This window comes from Lebetimonas sp. JH292 (assembly GCF_000523275.1).
Classification (GTDB): domain Bacteria; phylum Campylobacterota; class Campylobacteria; order Campylobacterales; family Nautiliaceae; genus Lebetimonas.
Genome location: NZ_ATHQ01000001.1, coordinates 114641 through 131435, shown reverse-complemented (window position 1 = coordinate 131435; position 16795 = coordinate 114641). Strand labels below are relative to the sequence as shown.

Here is a 16795-nt window from a genome sequence, read left to right as displayed (position 1 = left end):
TATGAATCAGAAACATTTTTAAAAATTAAAGAAATTTATAAAGATTGTGATAAAGAAACCATAAAAAAGGCCTATTTAGGACTTTAATTAGTGTTGACCCAAGAGCTGATTTACAAATTATCTCTTATGAGGCAAATGAATTGATTAATAAGATTAAAAGTATAAAAAAAAATTAACAGAATTTAAGCAAAAAAGATGAAAACTTCAAAGCAAAAACAAAAAAAGATTTTGAAGAATTAAAAAATGTTTTTAAAAAAACACAATTTAATAAAGGAGAGAAAATGAATATATATCAAGCAGTTAATATGATGTCTCAAATCACAAATAAAAGTAAAAAGGCTATAAAAGAAGAAATTAGGCCAATAATAGAAGCTTTTGAGGAATTGGGACTAAAGAATTAAATCTAATAGGAATAAGTAGACCATTGGATATTATTGAAATTAGCGGCTTATAGAATACTTGGCGAGAAATATCCAGAAGATGAATATAATACTTTAAAGACTCTTATTAATTATATGTCAGTAGAGAAAAAGAACAAAAAGAAAACTATTTGAATGAATATAAAAAAGCTATTGCGAAAAATTAAAAGGATAATATTATATAATTGTATATCTAATAACGGGAGGGGCGGGTTTGAAATTTTTTAGGCAAAAGCGGTCAGTCGGCGGCCGAGTCGCGAAAAAACAAAAACTAATTTCAAACGAGTATAAATGAGAGGTGGAGCAAGACCAGGAGCTGGAAAAAAGATTTTTAATAGAGTTAATGGATTAGCTAAATTGAATAAAATTGGTAAAAAAGAAGAGCAAAGAATTGTTAATTTATTGGAAGAAAATGGCGTATTGAGCGATTTTGAGATAAGAGCTTATGCACTTGCTTTTCAAGAATGGAATGAAGCAGAAGCTGCTTTAATAGAGCAAGGAAGAGTTATTGAAAATTCAAGCGGAAATCCAATTGCAAATCCAAGAATAAGATGAGTTTGCAAAATTCTTATTTGATAATTAAAACTAATTAGTACTTCAATTTACTTCTATTTTTTCTCTTTATAAGGCATTTATTGGGATTTGAGGTAAGCTGGTGCGGCGGGGGGGACTCGGACCCCCACGGGCTTATTCGCCCACAAGACCCTCAATCTTGCGCGTCTACCAGTTCCGCCACCGCCGCGTGGAGTGTAATTATATCAAATTTTTAAAAAATTTTTAATTCTTTTTAGAGCTTTTTTTAAATCTTTTATTTCTTTTGTATAAGCTATTCTAATAAAATTTTTAAATTCACCGAAATCTATTCCAGGTGTAACGGCTACTTTTGTATTTTTTAAAAGCTTATTTGCAAATTCAAAAGAATTATCTGAATATTTTGAAACATCGCACCATAAATAAAAAGCCCCGTCAGGTTTTGCTATTTTAAAAACATCTTTTAATTCATTATATAAAAAATCCCTTCTTTTTTTAAATTCAGTTTTTGTATTTTCAAGATATTCATAATTAAAAGCTTCAAGTGCGGCATACTGAGAAACACTAGGGGCTGAAATTAGGATGTTTTGAGCTATTATTTCGGCAGTTCTTATTAAATCATCAGGTAAAATTATCCATCCGATTCTAAAGCCTGGCATACAGAAATATTTACTAAATCCATTAATAACAATTGCATTTTTATTGAATTTTAAGGCTGTTGTATAATCTTTCTCATAAACAAATCCGTGATATAGTTCGTCGCTTATTAAAAGTTTGTTGTTATTTTCACAAAATTTGCAAATTTCTTTTAGTTTTTTAGATTCAATTACGCTTCCTGTAGGATTATTTGGGCTTGAAATCATTAATGTATCAAAATCCATATTTTTTAATGTTTTTAAATCAATTTCATAGTTGGGAAATTTAGTAGGTATTTTTATAAATTTTTTATCTTCAAGCTCGGCAAAATTTTCATAGCAAGGATATCCGGGAGTGGGGGTTGCTATAATTTTACTGAAATAAAAAGCAATTAAAAAAGCAGTGGAAGTTCCGGTGGTAATAATTATATTTTCAGGATTTACCTCAGCATTGTAAAAACATTTATAATGGTCTGCAATTTTTTCTCTTAATTTTTTTAATCCTTTAGACTCTGTATAAAAAAATTTATTTTCCTCGATAGCTTTCAATGCGGCATTTTTAATTTTAGGTGAGGGCAGTATATCAGGCTCTCCAATTTCTAAATGAATAACATTCTCATATTTTTGAGCTTCTTTTACAATATCCATTACAATAAACGGTTTCATTTGACCTCTTTTTTTATATAATTTTATCAAAAAGGAAAGATTTGGAATATTTAATTTTAGCAAGTATTGGATTTGTTGCTGCATTAACTCCCGGACCGGATATATTTTATGTAATAAGGCAGGGACTTTGTCATGGTCTTAAAAGTTCACTAACGGCGGTTGCCGGAATACTTACAGGAAATATTGTTTATTTAACACTTGTGGCCGTTGGGCTTAGCAGCATCGGTAAAAATATATATTTCCAAATAATTGTGGGAATATTAGGTAGTATTTATCTATTTAGAATCTCTATAATTATTTTTAAGGAAAAAGTTCACTTGAATTTAGTCTGTAAAAATTCAAAAGATATTTATAAAGAAGCACTTTTGCTTAATCTCTCAAACCCGAAAGCTATGATATTTTTTGCGGTTATTATTACTCCTTTTATGAGTAAAAATATTATGTTAAGTTGTGTGAGTTTGTTTTTAGGAATTTGTGCAGCATTTGTTTTTGGGGCAATAGTGAGCTCTAAAATTAAAATAAAGAATAATTGGCTAAATGCCATAAATAAGTTTGCCAGTGTTTTATTTTTCTTTTTTGGAGTAAAATTATTTTTGTTTGCTATTGAAAATATTGAAATTATTTTATCAATTTTGAATTAACAGCAAATTTTTAAAGTATTTAAAATGTACATTATTTCAACATTTTTATCATTATAGCTGCTTTTCAAGCAGCCAGATGGGCAAAACCCATTTTACATTTTCCATTTATTGTAAAGGAACATGAGGCTCGGTATATTTTTGTTTTGCATTTACCTGAATAATTGAATATTTTATCTTTACGGTGTCTTCGATAATTGCTGCTGTGAGCTTGTTTCCATAGACGCAGCCTGTATCTATTCCAATGGCGTGTTTATTGATTTTGGGATTTAAAAAAGGATTGTGTCCATATACCACAAATCCTTCGTGTCCATTGTATGTATCTGCCCAGTATCTTGCATTTGGATTATTATTGTCTAAAGGTAAAAATTTATCGTTTTCGTCCACTTCCCTTAAAAATAAAAGCAGTGTCATAATATTTAAAGGTGGATTGTTTAGATAAATTCTGTTTGTAATGCCCGCATGAAGAATTGTTAAATGGTTTAATTTCAAAAAAAAAGGCATAGAAGAGATAAAGTCAAAATCATCTTTTTTAAGTTTGGGATATACTTTTTGCTGGTCTTCATCCAAATGAACTTTTCTCCCCCAAAATTTTCTTAAATGTTTATATTCGTGGTTTCCCATAATTGTAAAAATTTTGTTTTTTTTAGCATAACGCAAAGCTTCAACAGGATAGGGCCCTTTATCAAGTATGTCTCCAACACTTATTTCAAAAGCCCCTTTTGGAATTTCTTTTCTAAGCTCTTCCCATTCTTCCAGACATCCATGAATATCGCCGTAAATGACGTATTTCATTTTATATTGGCAATTTCTTTTAAATAATTGCATGCGTCTTTTGAATTGTTGTTGCACGCTTTTTTAAGTAAAGTTACAGCTTTGTTTAAATTTTTTTTTACACCTATTCCTTTATAATAGTAATATCCCAAAATAGTGCAGCTGTCATTGTCGTTTAGGGCACATCCTTTTGTATAATAATCAATTGCAGCTTTTAAGTCTTTTTTTACACCTAAACCTTTGTTATAAAAATATGCAACCATTCCGCAGGCATATCCGTCATTTTCACTGCATCTTTTATCAAACATTCTAAATGCTTTTATGTAATGTCCCTGCAGTGCTTCCTGAAGGGCAGGGTCGTTAGTCTGGCCATGTTTTGCGAAGGCAAAAACAGCTATTAAAACCAATATTAATTTTTTCATTTTTCTTCCTTTTATTTGATTTTGAGAAATGTTTTGGCTTCAACGAAGCCCTTTTTATCCTCCTCAGGCTATACACCCAAATCCATCATCTTCTTCAAAATCTTCATTATTATGTTTGTGTGTTTGTCCAGATAATATACTTTCTTTAAAAGCTATAGTTTCTCCGTTATGTTTAATAGTATAATAAATTTTGCTTGTATTTCGAACAGTATTGATTGTTGAACAGTATGTTTCAAGTGAACTTAATACCCATCTTCTTGCTGTCATATTATCCGCTTTTGAATTAAAACTGTAAATAAAATGAAATTCGGTAAAAATTTTGGGATAAATTTCTTTTCTTTTATATTCAACTTCCAAAGTAAAATTTTCTATTTCTCCTTTTGCTTTTGAAAGTTCTACAACATCATATGCCGAACAGTTTGCAAGACCTGTTATAAACATATCTACAGGGGTGTATTTTTTAGGATCAATTATTATTATATCTTTTCCATTTGTAGCTTCGTAAATATGATTATTTATATGTCTAATTTTTATCATTATGCTCCTTTAAAAACTTTTCAAAATACTCAATTTGTTTTTTTACACTCTCAGGGGCTGTGCCTCCAAAACTTTTTCTGGAATTCATTGAATTTTCAAGGCATAAATCTAAATCTTTATCTATTCTTTCATCTATTTGTTTTAATTCTTCAATACTTAAATCGCTTAAATCAACTACTTTGCTCTCCGCTAATGCTACTGCTTTTCCTGTTATGTGGTGTGCTTCTCTAAACGGAATTCCTTTTTTTACTAAATAATCTGCTAAATCAGTAGCAGTTAAATGGCCTTTTTTACAGGCTTTATACATATTTCCTTTATTTACTTTCATGGTTTTTAGTGTTTCTTTAAGTATTTCAATAGAAATTAGTCCATTTTTTACACTGTCAAAAACACCTTCTTTATCTTCCTGAGTGTCTTTATTATATGCAAGCGGAAGTCCTTTCATAACAGTTAAAAGCGCCATTAAATTTCCATAAGCTCTTCCTGTTTTTCCTCTAATGAGTTCTGGCACATCAGGGTTTTTTTTCTGCGGCATTATAGAACTTCCGGTTGAGTATTCATCGCTTAAAGTAACAAAAGAAAATTCGCTTGTTGACCAGAGAACAAGCTCTTCACTGATTCTGCTTGCATGCATCATAAGCATTGCAATATTAAATAATATCTCAAGTGCAAAATCCCTGTCACTTACGCTGTCTAAGCAGTTAATTGTTGGTTCATCAAACCCAAGGGCTTTTGTAGTTTTAAATCTGTCTATCGGATGCGGTGTGCCTGCAAGTGCCGCGCATCCAAGCGGATTTTTGTTGTTTCTATTGAAACTATCAATAAATCTTTCATAATCTCTTTTAAACATAGAGGCGTATGCCAGCATATGATAAGCAAAGCTAATTGGCTGTGCGTGTTGAAGGTGTGTCATCCCGGGCATTATTGTGTCAGTATTTTCTTTTGCTAATTTAATAAAAACTTCAATAAGCTCTTTTATTTTTTCAGAAAATTCTATGTTTCTTTTTAATACCCATCTTCTAAAATCAACCGCCACCTGGTCGTTTCTGCTTCTTGCAGTATGCAGTTTTTTTCCTGTATCCCCAATTAATTCAATAAGTCTTTTTTCAATAGCCATATGTATATCTTCATCGGATATATCCCAGTGAAATTTACCTTCTTCTATTTCTTTTTTTATCTGAAGTAAACCTTTTTTTATTTTTTCAGCTTCATCTTGTGTAATAATTCCCTGACTTGCCAGCATTTGAGAATGTGCTATTGAGCCTTCTATATCTTCGAGATAAAGCTTTTTATCAAAAGGAAGTGATGCGTTAAATTCATCAAGTATTTTTGCAGCCTGTTTGGAAAATCTTCCGCCCCAAAGTTTCATTATTTACCTTTTTTGTGAAATTATAACAAAAGTGGTATAATAAAATTATGAATTATGAATGTTGAATACAAAAAGGAATATTATGAGAATAAATGCAAATATAAGTGCCATGAATTATTATGCAGATAAATTTAATAAAAATGCTGAAAATATTGCCAAAAATAAAGATTTAGCCAAAAATTTAATAGAAGAAAATGTAAATGCAAAAGCTTTTGAAGCCCAGAGTAAACCCATAAAAACAGAGGATGAAATGTTTAAAAGTCTGCTTGATATAAAGGCATAAAATGAATGCCGAAATTATTAGACTTATTTTTACCGCATTTACAATTGAAAGATGGAACGATTTGCCACGTCCTGTCAAATTTATTGAACTTGACAAACAGGCACACAAATTTATAATAGCTTATTTAATCAGTTTTTTTGAAAAAGATATAGATTATTACAAATTTATAAATCTGGGAATTGCCAATCTTTTATACAGGGCGGTTCTTACCGATTTAAAGTCTCCCGTTTATCATTTTTTAAGAAAAAAAAGAGGAAAAGAACTTGACGAGTTTGTAATAAATCAGCTTAGGGGAAAAATCAGTGATGAACTGATAGAATATATAAAAATTTTAAAAAAAGATGATTCAATAGAAAACAGACTCCATTCAGCAGCAAGTTTTATCGCCACAAAATGGGAATTTGACATTATTTACAACACAGCCCCTTTTATATATGGAATGGATGAGATTAAAAACAATATAGAAAACGAACTTGAGGATTTTTATGACTTAGAGGGTGTGAGGATACTTAGTCTTAAAAGAAAAAGTTATGATTTTATCTCTTTATGCGGAAATATGAGATTTCAAAAAAGATGGGCAAATACTCCGAGAGTTCCTGAAACTTCAGTTCTTGGGCATATGCTTTTTGTGGCAGTGGTTACATATTTTCTATCAAAAGAGGCCGGGCTTATTAAAGAAAAGATAATTAACAATTTTTTTACAGCCCTTTTTCATGACCTGCCGGAAGCCCTTACGAGAGATATTATCGCCCCCGTTAAACATAAGGTAAAAGGTCTTGATGAAATACTTAAAAGTTATGAGCATTTTTTAATTGATGAGAAAATTTTACCCCTGCTTCCTAAAAATATGCAAAAAATAATGAATATCTATTTAAAAGATGAATTTAAAAATAAAATTATTCAAGACGGATGTTATAAAATTGTTGAAAATATTGAAGAAATTAAAAATATTGCAAATTCAGTGGATGGAAATTTTATTAAAGCGGCCGATCATTTCGGAGCTTTTGTGGAAAGTTATATGAGTATTCATTATGGTATAAAATCTCATGAGCTTGAAATTGCAATAACAGAACTTGAGAAAATGTATAAAAATAAAAAAATTTACGAAATTAATTTAGGAAAATATTTTAATAAAAATTTTTTTGATTAATTAAATATTTTATTTTTAAATAAATGAATAATCACTCTTAGTAAAAAAAAGTTTTTTTGCTAATATTACTGAAAAAAGGTTTTTTATGAAACTGTCCAAACAATTTAAAATAGTGACATATGGCTATTTCTGTATTTGTAATAGTTGTATAGAGACAGAGATATATATAAAAAAGTAAAATAAAAGACAAAATTAATTTAAGTTTGAATATATTTGAAATAAGTAAATCTTTTAAGAAAATCATAGAAAATTACAATAAACATCATTTGGACAAATATATTTTTATAGACAGTGAAAAAGGAGGGATTTTAGTTTATCCAGACAGTAAACTTTTGGGAAATGATATTTATATAATCAAAAATCAAATAGAAAGTTTTTATTTAAATGAGTTTTTATTTCATTGTTAATTTTATTATTAACAGCTCTCTTTTATGTTTTATTGAAAAATATTGAAAATAAATTGAAAAATGATTTAACTGTTTTTGAAAAATTTGTAAAAAAAGGAAAAATATATAAAAATAATTTTTAAAAAGTATTGAATATACTTGAAAAAGATTTAAATGATTGTAGATATTAAAAATTTTTCTTTGATAAACAATTATTATTCAATAGAAGTTGGTGATATGGTATTAAAAAATTTAGCTAAAAATTTAAAAAATTTGCTGCCTGATAATTGAATTATACAGATACAGCGCGGACGAATTTATAGTATTAAATTTTGGGGAGATTTTATGTAAAGAATTGGTTGAGAAAATATTTTTTTATTTTTAATATAGAATTAATTATGGCAATAATTAAGGATGGCAACAAAGAAAATATAATTAAAAAACTTCATTTAGCTTTATTATATGCTAAAAACAATGATTGAAATATAGTTTTTTATAATGAAAAAATGGATATTGAAGAAAAAGTAATTAAAAAATTTGAATCAATAGAAATGGTTAAAAAAGCTTTAACTGAAGACAGGAAAACAAAAAATTAAAGCTGTTAAAATAAGATAGGTTAATAAGTCCGTTTTTCTTTTTGGATAATGTTAAAAATACCGCATTATATTTTAAAAACAGAAGAGAAGATTTTTCAATTAATTTTTCATACAAAGATTTACATAACGATAAAATTAAACGGTATTTAAAAGAACATATTGAAATATTAAAACCTGCAAGGCAGGGTTCTTGAAACAGAGGCAATGGAAGATTTCAAAGAAGTTATCAAATTTATAAAAGAGATGGTATTAAAACAGCAATTGATGATTTTGGCACAGGTTACAGTAATTTTAGTTATTTAGCAGATATTCATCCAGATTACATAAAAATAGACGGAAGTTTGATAAAAACGATTAATAAAAACAAAAGATACTATACTATTGTAAAACATGTGAATTATTTCGCACACGACCTCGGCATAAAAACTATAGCCGAGTTTGTACACAATAAGGAAGTTTATGATGTATTGGTAGAACTCGGAATAGACGGTTTTCAGGGATATTATATTGAAGAGCCAAGAGAGGTGATATAATATGGAACTTAGAAAAAAAATAGCATTAAAATTAAAACATTCAAAAAAAGAAATAATTAAATTGTGGCTTGAGGATAAAGAAGTAAAAGAATTTTTTGATAAAAACAATTTAAGTTTAACAAAATTTAAAAAAGGATTCGCATTAGGTTTTGTAAACAATTTTATAGATTTAATAGAAAATGATGTAAGAAAATGCTCTTATTTACACGAATTATATAAAAGAAAAACAAATTTTTATGAACAGTTATTAGATAATTTTGAAAAAGTGGATATTGAAAAGCTAATTGTTTTGAGGATTTATTCAAAAAAGATAAAAAAGAGTGGTTTAAGGCATTAATGAAAAAGTTAAAGAAAATAATTTTTATGATGCTCTTACCAATTTGTATACTGATACATTATTTAAAAATAAAGTAGAAGAATATATATCTTTGAATAAAAAATTTTTTATTGTTTGTGTTGAACTTGAAAATTTACTCTTATTAAATTATATTTACGGAAGGTCGAAAGTTGATTTTGCTATTAAAGAAAAAATATTTTAAAAAACAATAAATTTTTTTATGAAAATGAACTTATCTCTTTTAAAGAAAAAATTGTAACAATAAAAAGAGACAGGAATATATTTATTTTGAAGAAAAGAGAGAAAAAATTGTAAAAAAGTTTGTTTAGTTTATCGCCGTAAAAGAAAAATTAACAATAAGGGCGTATTATAATAAATTATCAATCAGTGACAAAGCGGTCATTTATAAGATTGATTATGAAAAAAATATTATAGAAGTTAAAAAATAAAAATAGTTGAAATTGGAAATTTTATAGATATAGAATTTGAAAATATTTTAATAAGGGGTGTTGTAAAAGATTTTGATATTGAAAACAATACTATACTTTAGAATTAAACCCTCCGTTAAAAAGTTTTTTAACATGGGATAATATAATAAATGCCACAATTCAGACTACTTTTATATATGAATATAAAATGGAGATGGAAATAAATATCGAATTTGATTTAAATGAAAAATTTGATTTAAAAGCTATAATAACAATTTGTAAAAAGAATTGTTGACGGAATTAAATTTTATTTGGAATTAAATTATCACATTTTATTGCCCAAAAACAGCTTGAAATTATTAAGGAAATAAAAGAGAAAATTTAATCTTTCTCAAGTTCAAGGCTCATCAAATACATATCTTCTCCGTCTATTATTTCTAAATTTCCACTGTTGCATTTTGGGCAGCGGTATTCATCTTTTTTAAGCTCCGCTTCGTATCCACAGTTCCTGCACCGAATTATTACAGGCTGGATTTTCATAATAAATTCGGCTTCTTCACAGATAGTTCCTTCTTTGAATGTTTCGAATGCCGTTTGTAATAAATCCGGCTCAACCCCGCTTAAAACTCCTATTTTAATTTCAAGTTTTGTAACTTTTTTTGCGTTGTTTTTTCTTGCGTGTTCGTCAGCAAGCTGTAAAAGAGAATCTACAATTGAATATTCGTGCATTTTTTACCTTTTTTGTGAAATTATATTATAATTATAAAAAAAGGCTAAAAAGTGGCAAAAGAGACTAAAAAAACTCAAATAATGAAAACAGCTTTAAAACTTTTTGCTGAACACGGTTTTTATAATACAACTATTGCAGATATTGCAAAAGAGATGGGGATGAGCGTGGGGAATATGTATAATTATTTTCCCTCTAAAGAATCACTGGCAAAAGAACTTCTTATTTATACCTCAAACAGATTCGGAGAAAAATTGAAAGAAATTAACGAAATGAATATTCCAAGCAAAGAAAAAATAAAAAAAATCACCGAGCTCTATTTTGACATGGCCGAGAGTGAACCGGAATTAGTGGATTATTTTATGAGAGTTTATCTTTCCAATAAAGAAATATTTGCAAACGGGTGTGAAGGGATGCTTTGTGTTAGTGCATTTGTAACGGAAATTATGATATTTTTAGAAGAGGGTGTAAGAAAAAAAGAACTTAAAAACCAGGATTTTTTCTCAGCATTCGGTCTTTTTATGGGATATTTAGGCGGTCTTGTGTTTTTAAGCAAAGAAAGAATTTTACCCAAACCTTTAAAAGAATATGTTGAAAGTGTAAGTGAGAATATTTACAATGCGCTCAAAGCTTAAAATAATATGGATAGACGCTGTAGGGTGTAACGGCTGTACACATTCTTTTATAAATTATCCGTTTTTAAATGAAATTTATAAAAAATTTGATTTTTTATACCATCCGGTTTTTGATTCTCCTCCGTTTGAATTACAAAAAAGTGACATATTAATTGTAGAAGGTGCTTTAAAAAATAATTTTCCAAGACTCGGGTTTAATCTTAACGATTTAATAAGAAAACTCTTTTTTAAAGCAGACAAAATAATTGCACTTGGAACCTGTGCCGTATACGGCGGAGTATTTGGGGAAGGTCTAATGTTTAATAAAGAACAAAAAGGGGCTTTTTATAAATGCAGAGACAAAATAATCAATATTCCCGGATGCCCCGCTCATTATGAATGGCTTGCTTATGTGTTGAATATGTTGTATGAAAATAAAAAAATTTTATTGGACGAAGAAAACAGGCCAAAAGAAATTTTCTCATACACTTCCCACAGCGGATGCAGCAGGAATGAATATTTTGAATGGAAAATAGATGCTGAGGCTTTCGGAACAAAAGAAGGGTGTCTTTTTTACGAACAGGGATGTCAGGGGCCGTATACCCACAGTAACTGTAATAAAATTTTATGGAATGAAGTAAATTCAAAACCGAGAGCCGGAACTCCATGTTTTGGCTGTACAGAAAAAAATTTTCCAAAAACAGGGCTTTTTAAAACAGAAACTTTTATGGGAATTCCTGCAAAAATTCCTCTTGGAGTTAGTAAAAGGGCATATCTTACTATCAGCGGAATGGCAAAGAGTTTAAAAAACGAAAGACTTTCAAAAAAATTAATAGACGGATGTGAGAATGAAAATAACAAAAAAAATTGTTAACAAAATAGAAGGTGAAGCAAGCTTAAAAATTTACGGTGAAGAAAAAGTGGATTTTGTTGAAATAGAATTTTGGCAATACAGGGGTGTTGAAAGTTATTTAATAAACAGGCCCGTAATGGATGCTTTGGTTATTAACCCGAGAATTTGCGGTATTTGCGGCCATTCCCATCTGTTTGCCACCGTAAAAGCAATTGAGAATGCTGTAAATGCAAAAGTTTCAAAGAAAGCTGAAATTTTAAGAGATATTACTGTTGGGCTTGAAATTGTGGAAAATCATATCAAATGGTTTTATATTACACTTTTCCCAACACAGATAAAAGATAAAAAATATATTTTTAAAGCAGGCGAATTTGCCGCGTTGATTTCAAAGGCAATAGCTCTTATTGCGGGGCAGTATCCACATAATTCCTATATGGTTCCCGGAGGTGTTACCTCAGACCCCACAAATTTGGAAATAATAAAATTAAAAGATTTATTAAATAAAATTTATGAAAAATATCAAGAGAAAATTATGGATTTGAACTTAAATTCAGAGGATATTGAGCTTTTTTTTGAAAATCTGCCTAAAGATATTGGTAAAAGTATTAACAGGTTTTTGGTTTTGGGAGATAATCTTTTTTTTAAAAAAAACGGTGATGTCAATTTGGTTAAAGAAGTTGAAAATTCGTCTTTAAGCAAAAATGTTTTATATAACGGGGAGTTTGTGGAAGTAGGTCCTCTTGCAAGAAATATAAACAATGAAAATATAAGAAAAATTTATAATAATTACAAAAACAGTATATTTACGAGAATTCTTACAAGGGTATATGAAGGTTTACTCATTTTAGAATATTTAATTAATAAAATAAAAGAAATAGATATATGCGAGCCTTCATATATAAAATGTGGAATGAGTAATTCAAAAGGGATTGCCGCTGTCGAAGCGCCCAGAGGAAGCCTGATTCATGAGATAGAAATAAAAAACGGAAAAATCGCTTATTACAATATTATAGTTCCCACACAGTTTAACCTTTCCTCTTCAAAGGATAAAAACAAATTATCCGCCGCCCAGTCTGCAATGATAAACGAAAAAAAAGAATATATTGATTCAATTTTTAAATGTTTTGATATATGTGCTGTCTGTGTCAGCCATTAAATTAATAAAATTTTAATAAAATTTGATAAATTTTGCTTATAACTATTGAAAATGAACATTTATTTAGTATATAATAATGTTGAACAAAAAAATTGGAGGGATAAAATGAATGAAGCAACTATCCAAAAAATTAAAGAGAGATTAGCAACTCTCAAAAAACTTCCAGGAATTGGACAAAAAAGTGTAGCTGAGGTTTTGGAAGAACATGGATTTACAAGAAGGGATTTTCTAAAATGGTCTGCGGCTATGGCTGTAATGCTTGGACTTCCAACAAAATTTTCTCCGTTAATTGCCGAAGCGGCAGAAGTCAGTGATAGATTGCCAGTTGTTTGGCTTCATTTGGCTGAATGTACAGGATGTAGTGAAAGTTTAATCAGAAACGACTCTCCTACAATTGACAATATTCTTTTTAATTTCATCAATCTTCAATACCATGATACAATCATGGCTGCAGCCGGATGGCAGGCAGAAGAAAATTTTGAAGAAGCTATGGAAAAATTTGCAGGTAGATTTGTATTATGTGTTGAAGGCGGTGTACCTACAAAAGATGGCGGTGAATTTTTAACAATAGGCCCGCATGCTGAAACAGGGCTTGAAAAATTAAAAAGAACTGCCGATAAAGCGGCTGCAGTTATAAGTGTCGGTACTTGTAGCAGTTTTGGAGGTATTCAGGCAGCAGCACCAAACCCAACTGGTGTAAAAGGTGTTTATCAGGTAATCAATAAACCAGTAATAAATGTACCAGGCTGTCCTCCAAGTGCAAAAAATATTGTTGGAACTGTATTATATGTAATATTATTCGGTGCACTTCCTGCAGTTGATAATTTCAACAGACCTAAATTTGCATACGGACTTAGAATTCACGATTTATGTGAAAGAAGAGGGCATTTTGATGCCGGTGAATTTGTTGAAGAGTTCGGTGATCACGGTGCAGAAAACGGATTTTGTTTATATAAAGTAGGTTGTAAAGGACCTTATACATTTAATAACTGTTCAAGAGAAAGATTTAACCAACATACATCTTGGCCGGTTCAGGCGGGACACGGTTGTATAGGATGTTCTGAACCAGATTTCTGGGATTCTATGGCTCCATATGAAGAACCGCTTGCAAATCATAAATTTGCTTCAGCTACAGTAGATGCTACAGCAGATAAAATCGGTGCAACTATTTTAGTGGTGGCAGGTGTCGCAATTGTAGCTCATGCAGCACTTAGTGCAATTAAAAATCCTAAGGAGTAGAGAATGGCAAAAAGAGTAGTAATAGACCCGATTACAAGAATTGAAGGGCATTTAAGGGTAGAAGTTGTATTGGATGATAATAATATAATTAAAGATGCTTATTCTTCTGCAACTCTATGGAGAGGTATTGAAGTAATTTTAAAAGGAAGAGATCCAAGAGACGCAGGATTTATGACACAAAGAATATGCGGTGTTTGTACATATTCTCATTATAAAGCCGGAATTATGGCTGTAGAAGATGCTTTGGGGATAGAACCCCCTCTAAATGCAAAACTTACAAGAGAATTAATGAATATGGCACTGTTTTTTCATGACCATATGGTCCATTTTTATCAATTGCACGGGCTTGACTGGGTAGATATTATAAGCGCACTTAAAGCCGACCCTAAAAAAGCGAGCGAAGAAGCGTTTAAATATGTACCAAAAGGATATAATCCAATAGCAACAGGTGAAGATGAATTGAGAGAAGTTCAAAAAAGAGTGGCAAAATTTGCCGAAAAAGGTGATTTAGGCCCATTTAAAAATGCGTATTGGGGTCACAAAACAATGAGATTTACACCTGAGCAAAATTTAATTGCACTTAGCCATTATTTAAAAACACTTGAAATTCAAAGAATTGCGGCTCAGGCAATGGCAATTTTCGGTGGTAAAAACCCTCATCCGCAAAGTTTAACAGTCGGCGGTGTTACATGTGCTATGGATTTGGAAGATCCAAGCAGACTTGGAGAATATTTGCAAAAATTCCAAATTTTGGCTGATTATGCAAACAGGGCATATTATGCAGATATAGTAATGGCTGCTGCTGCATTTGGAAATGAACCAAGTGTTGTTCAGCTTACAAACCTTGGTAATTTCTTAACATACAAAGAGCATCAAATAGGTGCAAATGAATGGCTGTTTGATGCAAGCGGATATATTTTAAATCATGATTTGAGTAAATTTTATGAAATTGACGAAAGCAAAATAGAAGAAGACGTAACTCACAGCTGGTATAAAGATACAGGATTCAGACATCCATATAACGGAGAAACTGTTCCTAATTATACAGGATATGTTGACGGTAAATCAGTTGACGGTAAAGGTAATGAAGTTAATGCAAAAGTTGTAAATCCACAAGGAAAATATTCATGGGTTAAATCACCAAGATATAATAAAAAACCTATGGAAGTGGGACCTCTTGCATGTATGGCAGTTAATTATGCAAAAGGAAATCCAAGGGTTAAAAAAGTCGTTGATGAATTTTTGGCTCAAACAGGACTTCCTGCAAAAGCATTGTTTACTGTTCTTGGAAGAACTGCTGCTAGAATGCTTCAAACTAAAGTTATTGCAGATTATGGAATTGCAGCATTTAATAATTTGGTTGAAAATTTAAAATCTGACAAATCAACAGTCACACCATATAAAATTGACACTAATAAAGAATATAAGGGAAGATACATCGGGGATGTCCCAAGAGGAATGTTGAGCCACTGGTGTAGAATTAAAGACGGAAAAATCGAAAACTGGCAAGCAGTTGTTCCGTCAACCTGGAATGCCGGTCCAGTGGACGGAAACGGTGAAAAAGGCGCTTACGAAGCAAACTTAATTGGTATGAAATTGGCTGATCCAAGCAAACCTTTAGAAGTTATCAGAAGTATTCACAGCTATGACCCATGTATTGCATGTGCAGTTCATGTTATGGATGTTAAAGGTAAAAAATTAGGTGAATTTAAAGTAGACCCACTATATGGTGCATGCTAAGGAGGCACAAATGAAATTTTTAAAAGTAATGGGAAATTATTTAGGCGGAATAGAATTTTCCGCCGGTTATAGATGGCAGCACTGGATTAGAGCCATTTCTATTTTTGCTCTTATTGCAACCGGGTTTTATATTGCCAATCCTTATGTGACATATGCAAATGTTTCTGTAGATCCAACCAGGTTTACACAGGGATATTTTAGGGAATTGCATATTATTTTCGGTTTTGCAATGATTGGCGCAGTTTTGTATAAAACTTTTTATTTCTTCTTTTTTAGGGAAGGAAAATATGAAAGAGCTTCATTAAAAGATGCGTTTAATATAAAAGTGGCTCTCCAACAAGTTGGATATTATTTATTTGTTTCTAAACATCCACACACTAAAGGTGTTTACAATCCGTTGCAATTTTGGGCATATTTTGCACTTTATCTGTTTTTTTACGGTATTATTATTACTGGTCTTGCTTTATATGCCGAAGTTTATCATAACGGAATGGGTGCCTTTTTTTATCCGTTCGCAAAAGCTGTTGAAACATTTTTCGGAGGACTTGCTTATGTAAGACTTTGGCATCATATATTTATGTGGCTGATTATAATTATTGTATTTATTCACATTTATATGGCTGTATTTAACGGTGTATTTAACAAAAACGGTTCAATGGATGCAATATTCTCAGGTATGAAATGGGAAAAAGAAGAAGAATAATCTTCTTTTTCTCTTTTATATAGTAAGTAGTGAACAGAGCCCTGTTTTCTACCTACTAT

At 30.3% G+C, this 16795-nt stretch carries 22 protein-coding genes and 1 tRNA gene; 16 read left to right on the top strand and 7 right to left on the bottom strand.

Annotation, left to right across the window (positions count from 1 at the left end; genetic code table 11):
- Positions 1 to 710 precede the first annotated feature (710 nt).
- Positions 711 to 974, top strand: a complete 264-nt coding sequence (locus DZ64_RS0100740; protein ID WP_024789036.1) for a P27 family phage terminase small subunit — start codon at positions 711 to 713, stop codon at positions 972 to 974.
- Between the two features lie 98 nt (positions 975 to 1072).
- Here DZ64_RS0100740 and DZ64_RS0100735 read toward each other — a convergent pair.
- Positions 1073 to 1161, bottom strand: a tRNA-Leu gene (locus DZ64_RS0100735).
- A gap of 16 nt (positions 1162 to 1177) precedes the next feature.
- Entirely contained in the window at positions 1178 to 2251 is a 1074-nt protein-coding gene (locus DZ64_RS0100730) for a pyridoxal phosphate-dependent aminotransferase (protein WP_024789035.1), read from the bottom strand.
- Positions 2252 to 2292: 41 nt separating this feature from the next.
- On the opposite strand from DZ64_RS0100730, the gene DZ64_RS0100725 reads away from it, so the two are divergent.
- Complete coding sequence (locus tag DZ64_RS0100725) at positions 2293 to 2892, top strand: LysE family translocator (RefSeq protein WP_024789034.1); 600 nt, start codon at positions 2293 to 2295, stop codon at positions 2890 to 2892.
- A 105-nt stretch (positions 2893 to 2997) separates the two neighbouring features.
- On the opposite strand, the gene DZ64_RS0100720 is transcribed toward DZ64_RS0100725, so the two are convergent.
- The 4 genes from DZ64_RS0100720 to argH form a co-directional block, all read right to left on the bottom strand.
- Positions 2998 to 3684, bottom strand: a complete 687-nt coding sequence (locus tag DZ64_RS0100720) for a metallophosphoesterase (RefSeq protein ID WP_024789033.1) — start codon at positions 3682 to 3684, stop codon at positions 2998 to 3000.
- A complete protein-coding gene (locus DZ64_RS0100715) occupies positions 3681 to 4085 on the bottom strand; it encodes a cysteine-rich Sel1 repeat protein (protein WP_024789032.1) in 405 nt (134 codons plus the stop codon). Before DZ64_RS0100715 ends, DZ64_RS0100720 begins: the two co-directional genes overlap by 4 nt.
- Before the next feature lie 63 nt (positions 4086 to 4148).
- Positions 4149 to 4622: an OsmC family protein gene (locus DZ64_RS0100710; RefSeq protein ID WP_051429978.1), complete on the bottom strand. Its 474-nt coding sequence runs from the start codon at positions 4620 to 4622 to the stop codon at positions 4149 to 4151.
- Positions 4609 to 5991 (bottom strand): argininosuccinate lyase, encoded by a 1383-nt coding sequence (argH, locus tag DZ64_RS0100705; RefSeq protein WP_201768455.1) that lies wholly within the window; start codon positions 5989 to 5991, stop codon positions 4609 to 4611. Before argH ends, DZ64_RS0100710 begins: the two co-directional genes overlap by 14 nt.
- An 82-nt stretch (positions 5992 to 6073) precedes the next feature.
- Between argH and DZ64_RS0100700 the strand changes: the two genes are divergently transcribed.
- The 8 genes from DZ64_RS0100700 to DZ64_RS0100650 all read left to right on the top strand — a co-directional run bounded on the left by DZ64_RS0100700 (position 6074) and on the right by DZ64_RS0100650 (position 9276).
- Positions 6074 to 6274 carry a hypothetical protein gene (locus DZ64_RS0100700; RefSeq protein WP_024786780.1) on the top strand — a complete coding sequence of 67 codons (201 nt, stop codon included), beginning with the start codon at positions 6074 to 6076 and terminating at the stop codon, positions 6272 to 6274.
- Between the two features lies 1 nt (position 6275).
- Positions 6276 to 7424: an HD domain-containing protein gene (locus tag DZ64_RS0100695; protein WP_024789029.1), complete on the top strand. Its 1149-nt coding sequence runs from the start codon at positions 6276 to 6278 to the stop codon at positions 7422 to 7424.
- A gap of 203 nt (positions 7425 to 7627) precedes the next feature.
- On the top strand, positions 7628 to 7831 hold the full coding sequence (locus DZ64_RS0100690) for a hypothetical protein (RefSeq protein WP_024789028.1): 204 nt from the start codon (positions 7628 to 7630) through the stop codon (positions 7829 to 7831).
- A 153-nt stretch (positions 7832 to 7984) separates the two neighbouring features.
- Positions 7985 to 8101 (top strand): diguanylate cyclase domain-containing protein, encoded by a 117-nt coding sequence (locus tag DZ64_RS12140; RefSeq protein ID WP_156922580.1) that lies wholly within the window; start codon positions 7985 to 7987, stop codon positions 8099 to 8101.
- A gap of 68 nt (positions 8102 to 8169) precedes the next feature.
- The gene (locus tag DZ64_RS13630) at positions 8170 to 8292 is read left to right on the top strand and encodes a hypothetical protein (RefSeq protein WP_255327497.1); all 123 of its coding nucleotides are present in this window, start codon (positions 8170 to 8172) and stop codon (positions 8290 to 8292) included.
- A gap of 155 nt (positions 8293 to 8447) precedes the next feature.
- Entirely contained in the window at positions 8448 to 8600 is a 153-nt protein-coding gene (locus DZ64_RS12135; protein ID WP_156922579.1) for a hypothetical protein, read from the top strand.
- A gap of 66 nt (positions 8601 to 8666) precedes the next feature.
- A complete protein-coding gene (locus tag DZ64_RS11705; protein WP_236618705.1) occupies positions 8667 to 8939 on the top strand; it encodes an EAL domain-containing protein in 273 nt (90 codons plus the stop codon).
- A gap of 1 nt (position 8940) precedes the next feature.
- Positions 8941 to 9276, top strand: a complete 336-nt coding sequence (locus tag DZ64_RS0100650; protein WP_024789026.1) for a hypothetical protein — start codon at positions 8941 to 8943, stop codon at positions 9274 to 9276.
- Between the two features lie 809 nt (positions 9277 to 10085).
- Here DZ64_RS0100650 and hypA read toward each other — a convergent pair.
- A complete protein-coding gene (hypA, locus tag DZ64_RS0100640) occupies positions 10086 to 10433 on the bottom strand; it encodes a hydrogenase/urease nickel incorporation protein HypA (protein ID WP_024789025.1) in 348 nt (115 codons plus the stop codon).
- A gap of 81 nt (positions 10434 to 10514) precedes the next feature.
- Between hypA and DZ64_RS10355 the strand changes: the two genes are divergently transcribed.
- From DZ64_RS10355 to cybH, 6 genes are all read left to right on the top strand, one after another.
- The gene (locus DZ64_RS10355; protein ID WP_051430029.1) at positions 10515 to 11066 is read left to right on the top strand and encodes a TetR/AcrR family transcriptional regulator; all 552 of its coding nucleotides are present in this window, start codon (positions 10515 to 10517) and stop codon (positions 11064 to 11066) included.
- Entirely contained in the window at positions 11050 to 11919 is an 870-nt protein-coding gene (locus DZ64_RS0100630) for a hydrogenase (protein ID WP_024789024.1), read from the top strand. The genes DZ64_RS10355 and DZ64_RS0100630 overlap by 17 nt, the downstream gene beginning before the upstream one ends.
- Positions 11894 to 13054, top strand: a complete 1161-nt coding sequence (locus DZ64_RS0100625) for a nickel-dependent hydrogenase large subunit (protein WP_024789023.1) — start codon at positions 11894 to 11896, stop codon at positions 13052 to 13054. Before DZ64_RS0100630 ends, DZ64_RS0100625 begins: the two co-directional genes overlap by 26 nt.
- A 105-nt stretch (positions 13055 to 13159) precedes the next feature.
- Positions 13160 to 14293: a hydrogenase small subunit gene (locus DZ64_RS0100620; protein WP_024789022.1), complete on the top strand. Its 1134-nt coding sequence runs from the start codon at positions 13160 to 13162 to the stop codon at positions 14291 to 14293.
- A gap of 3 nt (positions 14294 to 14296) precedes the next feature.
- The gene (locus tag DZ64_RS0100615; RefSeq protein WP_024789021.1) at positions 14297 to 16033 is read left to right on the top strand and encodes a nickel-dependent hydrogenase large subunit; all 1737 of its coding nucleotides are present in this window, start codon (positions 14297 to 14299) and stop codon (positions 16031 to 16033) included.
- A gap of 10 nt (positions 16034 to 16043) precedes the next feature.
- The gene (gene cybH, locus DZ64_RS0100610; protein ID WP_024789020.1) at positions 16044 to 16736 is read left to right on the top strand and encodes a Ni/Fe-hydrogenase, b-type cytochrome subunit; all 693 of its coding nucleotides are present in this window, start codon (positions 16044 to 16046) and stop codon (positions 16734 to 16736) included.
- Positions 16737 to 16795 lie beyond the last annotated feature (59 nt).

Coding starts and splice junctions, on each gene's coding strand:
- DZ64_RS0100720 (WP_024789033.1), bottom strand. CDS start 3,684: ATGAAATACGTCATTTACGGCGATATTCATGGATGTCTGGAAGAATGG.
- cybH (WP_024789020.1), top strand. CDS start 16,044: ATGAAATTTTTAAAAGTAATGGGAAATTATTTAGGCGGAATAGAATTT.
- DZ64_RS12140 (WP_156922580.1), top strand. CDS start 7,985: ATGATTGTAGATATTAAAAATTTTTCTTTGATAAACAATTATTATTCA.
- DZ64_RS0100620 (WP_024789022.1), top strand. CDS start 13,160: ATGAATGAAGCAACTATCCAAAAAATTAAAGAGAGATTAGCAACTCTC.
- DZ64_RS0100710 (WP_051429978.1), bottom strand. CDS start 4,622: ATGATAAAAATTAGACATATAAATAATCATATTTACGAAGCTACAAAT.
- DZ64_RS0100625 (WP_024789023.1), top strand. CDS start 11,894: ATGAAAATAACAAAAAAAATTGTTAACAAAATAGAAGGTGAAGCAAGC.
- DZ64_RS0100615 (WP_024789021.1), top strand. CDS start 14,297: ATGGCAAAAAGAGTAGTAATAGACCCGATTACAAGAATTGAAGGGCAT.
- argH (WP_201768455.1), bottom strand. CDS start 5,991: ATGAAACTTTGGGGCGGAAGATTTTCCAAACAGGCTGCAAAAATACTT.
- DZ64_RS0100740 (WP_024789036.1), top strand. CDS start 711: ATGAGAGGTGGAGCAAGACCAGGAGCTGGAAAAAAGATTTTTAATAGA.
- DZ64_RS0100730 (WP_024789035.1), bottom strand. CDS start 2,251: ATGAAACCGTTTATTGTAATGGATATTGTAAAAGAAGCTCAAAAATAT.
- DZ64_RS0100715 (WP_024789032.1), bottom strand. CDS start 4,085: ATGAAAAAATTAATATTGGTTTTAATAGCTGTTTTTGCCTTCGCAAAA.
- hypA (WP_024789025.1), bottom strand. CDS start 10,433: ATGCACGAATATTCAATTGTAGATTCTCTTTTACAGCTTGCTGACGAA.
- DZ64_RS10355 (WP_051430029.1), top strand. CDS start 10,515: ATGAAAACAGCTTTAAAACTTTTTGCTGAACACGGTTTTTATAATACA.
- DZ64_RS0100700 (WP_024786780.1), top strand. CDS start 6,074: ATGAGAATAAATGCAAATATAAGTGCCATGAATTATTATGCAGATAAA.
- DZ64_RS0100630 (WP_024789024.1), top strand. CDS start 11,050: ATGCGCTCAAAGCTTAAAATAATATGGATAGACGCTGTAGGGTGTAAC.
- DZ64_RS0100650 (WP_024789026.1), top strand. CDS start 8,941: ATGGAACTTAGAAAAAAAATAGCATTAAAATTAAAACATTCAAAAAAA.
- DZ64_RS0100695 (WP_024789029.1), top strand. CDS start 6,276: ATGAATGCCGAAATTATTAGACTTATTTTTACCGCATTTACAATTGAA.